Consider the following 5,986-nt stretch of genomic DNA (forward strand, 5'->3'; position numbering starts at 1 on the left):
TGCATCGACAATCTTTTTTGGTAAAGTGATTTGGTTTTTGCTTGTCATTGTAATAGTCATGTTTCATCCTCCTTCTTAATCAAAGTATAGCATATTTTCGGAAATTCCGCAAGTAAGGAATCTCTGAAATGTTTATGCTGGTCTTTTTGAAACATCCTGTACGATAGGCTTTTATTCCTCTCAGCAGTAAAAAATTCCCTATTTCTCTCGGCATTTTTATTAAAATTGCGGCATAGGATTTTTGAAAGGGGGTCGTACATGTGCCCTGATGATACTCTAGAAAAGGGAAGATGCCCCTATTTAACAAATGTCCACCCCGTCGAGGTGGACATTTTTTAATTGATTATATATCAAATAGTTATGTACTTCTCGGGCTGAAAATTGTGGACAAAACGGACACTTCTTCGCTTTAAAAAATCATATTTAAGCTTCGTAGTGCAGGCATTTTTCCTCTAACTTTATCTCTGAATCGGCTGTATAATTGACAATCTGATCTTTTTCTATATAATAAAGCGCATCTGATATGGAGATAGATTTAAGGCTTAGATACTTGAGGGGAGCCAGTTTAATCTCTCTAAATTTAATTAGAGAGATACCAATAGCCCTGAGTAGCTAAACTATTCAGGGCTATTTTTATGTCTTGTCGTGTCAAAAGGTTAGGGCAGATATTTTTGTATTGTTGCTGCCTGGAGCGCGAAAAATGAGATAATGAAGTTTTCTAATAATTTTAAATTTCTGGAGTTTTAATAGCTTTAGGTTTTTTGGTGCTTGATTGGCTCGATAAATTTTATAGACTTTTGTCTTTGACACAAAGAATATTAAAGATTAGAATATCTCTATTATTTATTTATATATATATATCAATGATTTTAATTTATGATTTCAATATATTGAAAGATTAAGAATGAAGAAAATACAGATTATAATAAGTGTTTTTTTGTTTACTATTTTGCTTGCAAGTTCCTTTGTTTTTTCTCAGGAGACAGGAAAGGTGGTGTCTCTTTCTTTACACGATGCTATTAAAATGGCACTTAATGCAAGCGAGGACCTTCAAATTAGTAATAATGAAGTTAAGCAACAACAGTCTGAGCAAAAAGAAGAGCTGTCTTATGTTTTGCCGCAATTCTCGGGTTCTATACAATGGGCCAATAATTTTCAATATCCGCATATGGCCACAACAGCCGCTGTTCGAGATTACGAGATGGATTTCGGCGTAACGGCATCGCAGACATTGTTTACTTTTGGAAAAATTTCTAGTGCGGTTGCTGCTGCTAAACGCGCGGTCGAAGCTAGTCGTTACGATAAAGAATCAACAGAACAGGGTATTATTTATAACACAAAATTGGCATATTATAATGTATGTCTTTCAAAAAGAACGCTTGAAATTGCGCAAGAATCTTATGAAAATGCAAAAGAAAATAAAGAAATATTAGAAGACCGAAGTTCTCAAGGCAGAGTTTCTAAATACGATAATATTAAAATATCTGCCGATATTTCGTCTCGCCTTCCGATTGTTAGCAACGCACGAGCTGATTTTGCTTCAGCTATGGATGCTTTGAAAGTTGCAATTGGTGCAGATAAAAAAGATGTGATTCAACTGACCGAAGGCTTTGCACAAATGTATTTGGATTTTGATAGAAATGAAATGGCCATGTTGCTTTATAATCATCAGCCAGCTATTCGTGCTTTAGAAAAAATAATTGATCAAAAGAGATCACTGATTATCTCTAAAAGAGCGGCGCTTTTTCCTGATATTTCTGCTTTTGTAACCTGGAATCGTAAAGGGGCTAGCAACAGTCATTATGTTGAAAATAGCGATATGAATGATTACGGAGTTGCTGGACTTAAAATTGATATTCCGATTTGGTCGGGTGGATTTGATCGAGAAAAATTGTACCAGGCGAAATTGGATAAGCAAGAGGCAGATCTTGAATATCAAAAAGGAAAAAAGGATTACTTGCTTTTGCTTGATCAGGCTCTTAGCAAATATCAAGAATACCGAAATACGTTAAAAGCTGATATTGAAACCCTTCATTGGGCGGAAGAATTCTTTAAATATAGTCAGGAGTTGTTAGGGGTAGGACAAATATCTTTAACAGATTTGAATGATGCTGAGCTTCAGTGGACTCGTGCAAAGATTAATAAGGAGATGACTTTATTTAATTTAAGCGTAACCTTAGCGCAAATAGAAAGATTAACGCTGATAGGGAGTGCTGATGAATAGAAAAATAAATTGGATATATTTTTTTGTTCTTCTCGTATTTTTTCTTTTGGTTGTTTGGAAGCAACATGCCGTTCTTAAAGAAAGAAATCAGATGGTTTTAAGCGCTGTTTCTGAATGGGAGGAAAAAGGTAAACCAGTTATTGTGCGCGAAATTAAAAAAGAAAAAATCTCTGTTTACATAAAAATAACGGCATCGAAAATTTCTGATCGTGTTTTAGAGGCATATGTTTCAAAAGATCTTCGAAGTCAGCTTAAAATAGGACAAGATGTGATTTTTGAAACAAAAAAGAAAAAGTTTAAAGGGTCTATTTCAATGATTGACAATGAGATTTCTATTGATGAAGGAATGTATAAAATTCAAGTTTCTTTTGAAGAGTCGATTGATTTTGAAGGATGGGCTATTGTAGACGTTTGTATCAATGTTTTAAATGATGTCATTTGCGTTCCTGATGAAATTGTCAATAAGGAAAGAGAGAAGTCTTTTGTTTGGAAGGTAGACAACGGGAAGGCTGTTCGACAAGATATATTTGTTGGTGATAGAGGGGGTTATGGCATGGTGGTAACCCAAGGATTAAATGAAGGAGATTTGGTTATTATCGAAGGGGTTTCAATATTAATTGAAGGTGACAAGGTAAATATTTTAAGGACAGAATCAAAGCAGGAGACAAATAATGATTGAGTTTTTTGTCAAAAAGCCAGTAACAACAATTATGTTTGTTTTGGTTTTTGTTCTTTTAGGCTTTGTTTCAATCTTTAGTTTGCGCGTTGAAAAAGAGCCTAAGATTGATTTTCCCATTGTTACGGCTACAGTAACTTATCTTGGGGCAACGCCAATTGAGGTTGAAACGCTTGTTATTAATAAGATAGAAGATGCTGTAGCGGAATTATCTGAAATAAAGAAGATAAAAAGTTATTCTTATGAGAATTTTGGATATGTTTCTATTGAATTTCTTTTATCTGCTGATGTTAATATTAAGTTTATTGAGGTTAAGGATAAAGTCGATGCTATTGTAAATGATTTTCCTGAGGATGCCAAAAAGCCTGTTATTGAGAAGTTTGATCCTTTAATGGAGCCGGTTATGGATCTTGTTCTTTCTAGCACAACTCTTGATGGAAGAGATCTTTATGAGTTTGCTGATAAAAAGTTAAAAGATCATTTTTCTTCGGTTGATGGTGTTGCAAATGTTGATCTTTATGGAGGAAAAGAAAGGCAGATTAATGTTTTTGTTGACCCGATGTTGATGAAACAGCGGTATTTAACAATTACAGACATTGTTAATAGCATTAAAGCAAAGAATAAAAATATTCCAGGTGGATTACTCGAAAAGACAAAAACATCAGTAAGTTTACGTTTTTTAGGAGAGTTTGAGAATCCTTCTGATCTCGCGGATATGATTATTGTTTCTCGTGACGGAAGTCATTTTCCTCTTAAGGAGATAGCGCGTATTGAAGATAGCTTTAAAGAAGTTGAAACTATTGCACGCTATAACGGCAAAGATGTAGTCGGCTTGTCTCTTAATAAGGTTTCGGATGGAAATGCTGTGGATATTTCTAGAGAAGTTCAACGTCGTCTTCCTGAATTTCGAAAACTGCTCCCTAAAGGAGTTTCATTAGAAATAGCTACCGATACGACAGATTTCATTATTAGCGAAACTAATCAAACTTATTTAAACATTCTTATAGGTATTATTTTAACAATTTTTATTTTATATGTTTTTACAGGACAGCCTCGATTAACGTTTATTGCATCAATTACGATTCCCTCTTCTATTATATCTGCATTGTTTTTGGTTAATGCTTCGGGACTTACTGTTAACGCCATGACTCTTCTGGCTATTGCAACGGCGCTGGGAACTCTGATTGCAAATGCAATTATTATTGTAGAAAATGTTTTGGTTCATATTGATAAAGGCGAGAGTCCTGTTGATGCTGCTATTAATGGGACAAAGGAAGTTGCTTCGGCTGTTTTGGCGTCCACAGGAACTAATCTGGTTGTGTTTACGCCAATTGCTTCAATGGGTGGGATTGTGGGTCAGTTTATGAAGTCATTTGGTTTGACTGTTATATACGCTACGATTTTTTCTCTTGTTGCTTCATTTAGTCTAACGCCAATGTTATGTGGTCTTATTCTCAGAGAAAAGGAAGGATTAGAAAAAAAAGAGTCACGTTTTTTTAATCCTTTCAGGTGGCTCGTTAAAATTGTTGATATTGGGATAAAAAGTCTCAAGAATGAATATCATAAAATTTTTAAGCTGACGTTTAAGTTTCCTAAAATAACTGTTATTTTAATGATCCTTTGCTTTTTCTCTCTTAAGTTTATTATTCCTTATATTGGTAATGAATTTTATCCTGATTCTGATGAGGATATGATTACGGTAAGCGTTGAAATGCCACAGGGGTCTACCATTGAAAGAACTTTGGAAGTAGTAGATATTATTGAGAAAAGATTAGAGAAAATTCCTGAAACAGAATCGCTTTTAACATCTATTGGAGATAATGGTGTTGAGAATGCTGCAGTTGTTGTTAATCTTGTTCCTCTTGCAAAGAGAAAGAGGAGTGATGTAGAGATTATTCAGGAGATCGTTCCTTTCGTAGCACAGATTCCAGATGCGGAAATTAATCTTGAGAGAGGTGAAGCCAGGGGTGGCATTCAAGCAGATATGACGATTAATATCTATGGTCGGGATTATCAAAAAATGATCAATATCTCTAAGGATATGAAAAGGTTAATGGAAGAGACAGGATATTTTCGTTCGGTCGATTCTTCATACAAAACTCCAAAGAGCGAAGTTATTCTTTCTCCTGATCAAAAAAAATTAGTGGCCTCAGGATTAACAGATGTAGAGGTTGGAAGTATTCTTCGAACTTCTGTTTATGGGGATAGCGATACAAATGTTTATAAAGAAGCAGGCGAAGAGTATGACATTAATGTTCAATTGGACAAGGACTATATTCAGGATTTTGATGACATCAGACAGATAAACGTTATTTCTAAAAAAGGATTAAGCCCGATTAGCGAATTTGGAGAAATTACAGAAGATAAGGCTGTTCCAATGATTCAACATCGTGATAAGAATAGAATTATTGTTTTGTATGGATATCTTGCAAAGTCTAATTCAGGATATGTGAGTGGTGTTCTAGATGAATCATTTAAAAAGATTAATTTTGAGGACGGATACGGTTATCTTTATGCGGGTAGCGCTGAATATCAAGATGAATCTTCGAGAGAAACTGAAAAAGCTTTTTTGCTTGCTGTTATTTTGACATTTATGCTTTTGTGCGCTCTTATGAATTCATTCTTTTTTCCCCTTCCTATTTTATTATCTGTTGTAACATCTTTTATCGGAGTTTTTTATGCACTCTTTTTCTTAGATCAATCAATTAATGTTGCTTCAATGTTGGGAATGATTATGCTCGTAGGCCTTGTTGTGAATAATTCTATTTTATTGTTGGATTATACTTTGCAAAAAATGAAAGAAGGTGTTCCTATTGTTGATGCATTATGGCTGGGAGCTTCTGAGAAATTTCGCGCGATCATTATGACTTCATTAGCTATTGTTTTAGGAGTTTTACCGCAGTTATGGTCGGTTGTGCCTCTTAAATCTGCAATGGGTACAGTTATGATAGGGGGCATGTTGGCATCAATTGTTTTTACATTTATTTTTACTCCGGTTTCCTTTTGGTATGTTGTTCGATTCCAAAATAAATTCTTTCATCAATAAAACGTTATGGGTTGTAAAAAAAACAAGGATGAAGATAAAT

3 protein-coding genes are annotated in these 5,986 nt (G+C 34.5%); all 3 read left to right on the plus strand.

The window, feature by feature from the left end:
- Nucleotides 1-904 precede the first annotated feature (904 nt).
- Genes PHY73_08670 through PHY73_08680 form a run of 3 tightly spaced genes read left to right on the plus strand, consistent with a single transcriptional unit; the run spans nucleotide 905 to nucleotide 5,946 of the window.
- Nucleotides 905-2,224, plus strand: coding sequence for a TolC family protein (locus tag PHY73_08670; GenBank protein ID MDD3375774.1), 1,320 nt, complete (start codon nucleotides 905-907; stop codon nucleotides 2,222-2,224).
- The gene (locus tag PHY73_08675; protein MDD3375775.1) at nucleotides 2,217-2,903 is read left to right on the plus strand and encodes a hypothetical protein; all 687 of its coding nucleotides are present in this window, start codon (nucleotides 2,217-2,219) and stop codon (nucleotides 2,901-2,903) included. Before PHY73_08670 ends, PHY73_08675 begins: the two co-directional genes overlap by 8 nt.
- Complete coding sequence (locus tag PHY73_08680; GenBank protein MDD3375776.1) at nucleotides 2,896-5,946, plus strand: efflux RND transporter permease subunit; 3,051 nt, start codon at nucleotides 2,896-2,898, stop codon at nucleotides 5,944-5,946. Before PHY73_08675 ends, PHY73_08680 begins: the two co-directional genes overlap by 8 nt.
- The last annotated feature ends 40 nt before the right edge of the window (nucleotides 5,947-5,986 follow it).

This window comes from Candidatus Omnitrophota bacterium, from assembly GCA_028693815.1.
Classification (GTDB): Bacteria; Omnitrophota; Gorgyraeia; order Zapsychrales; family Aceulaceae; genus Aceula.

Excerpts from the sequence above, each read along its gene's own strand:
- PHY73_08670 (MDD3375774.1), top strand. The coding sequence starts at position 905 with ATGAAGAAAATACAGATTATAATAAGTGTTTTTTTGTTTACTATTTTG.
- PHY73_08675 (MDD3375775.1), top strand. The coding sequence starts at position 2,217 with ATGAATAGAAAAATAAATTGGATATATTTTTTTGTTCTTCTCGTATTT.
- PHY73_08680 (MDD3375776.1), top strand. The coding sequence starts at position 2,896 with ATGATTGAGTTTTTTGTCAAAAAGCCAGTAACAACAATTATGTTTGTT.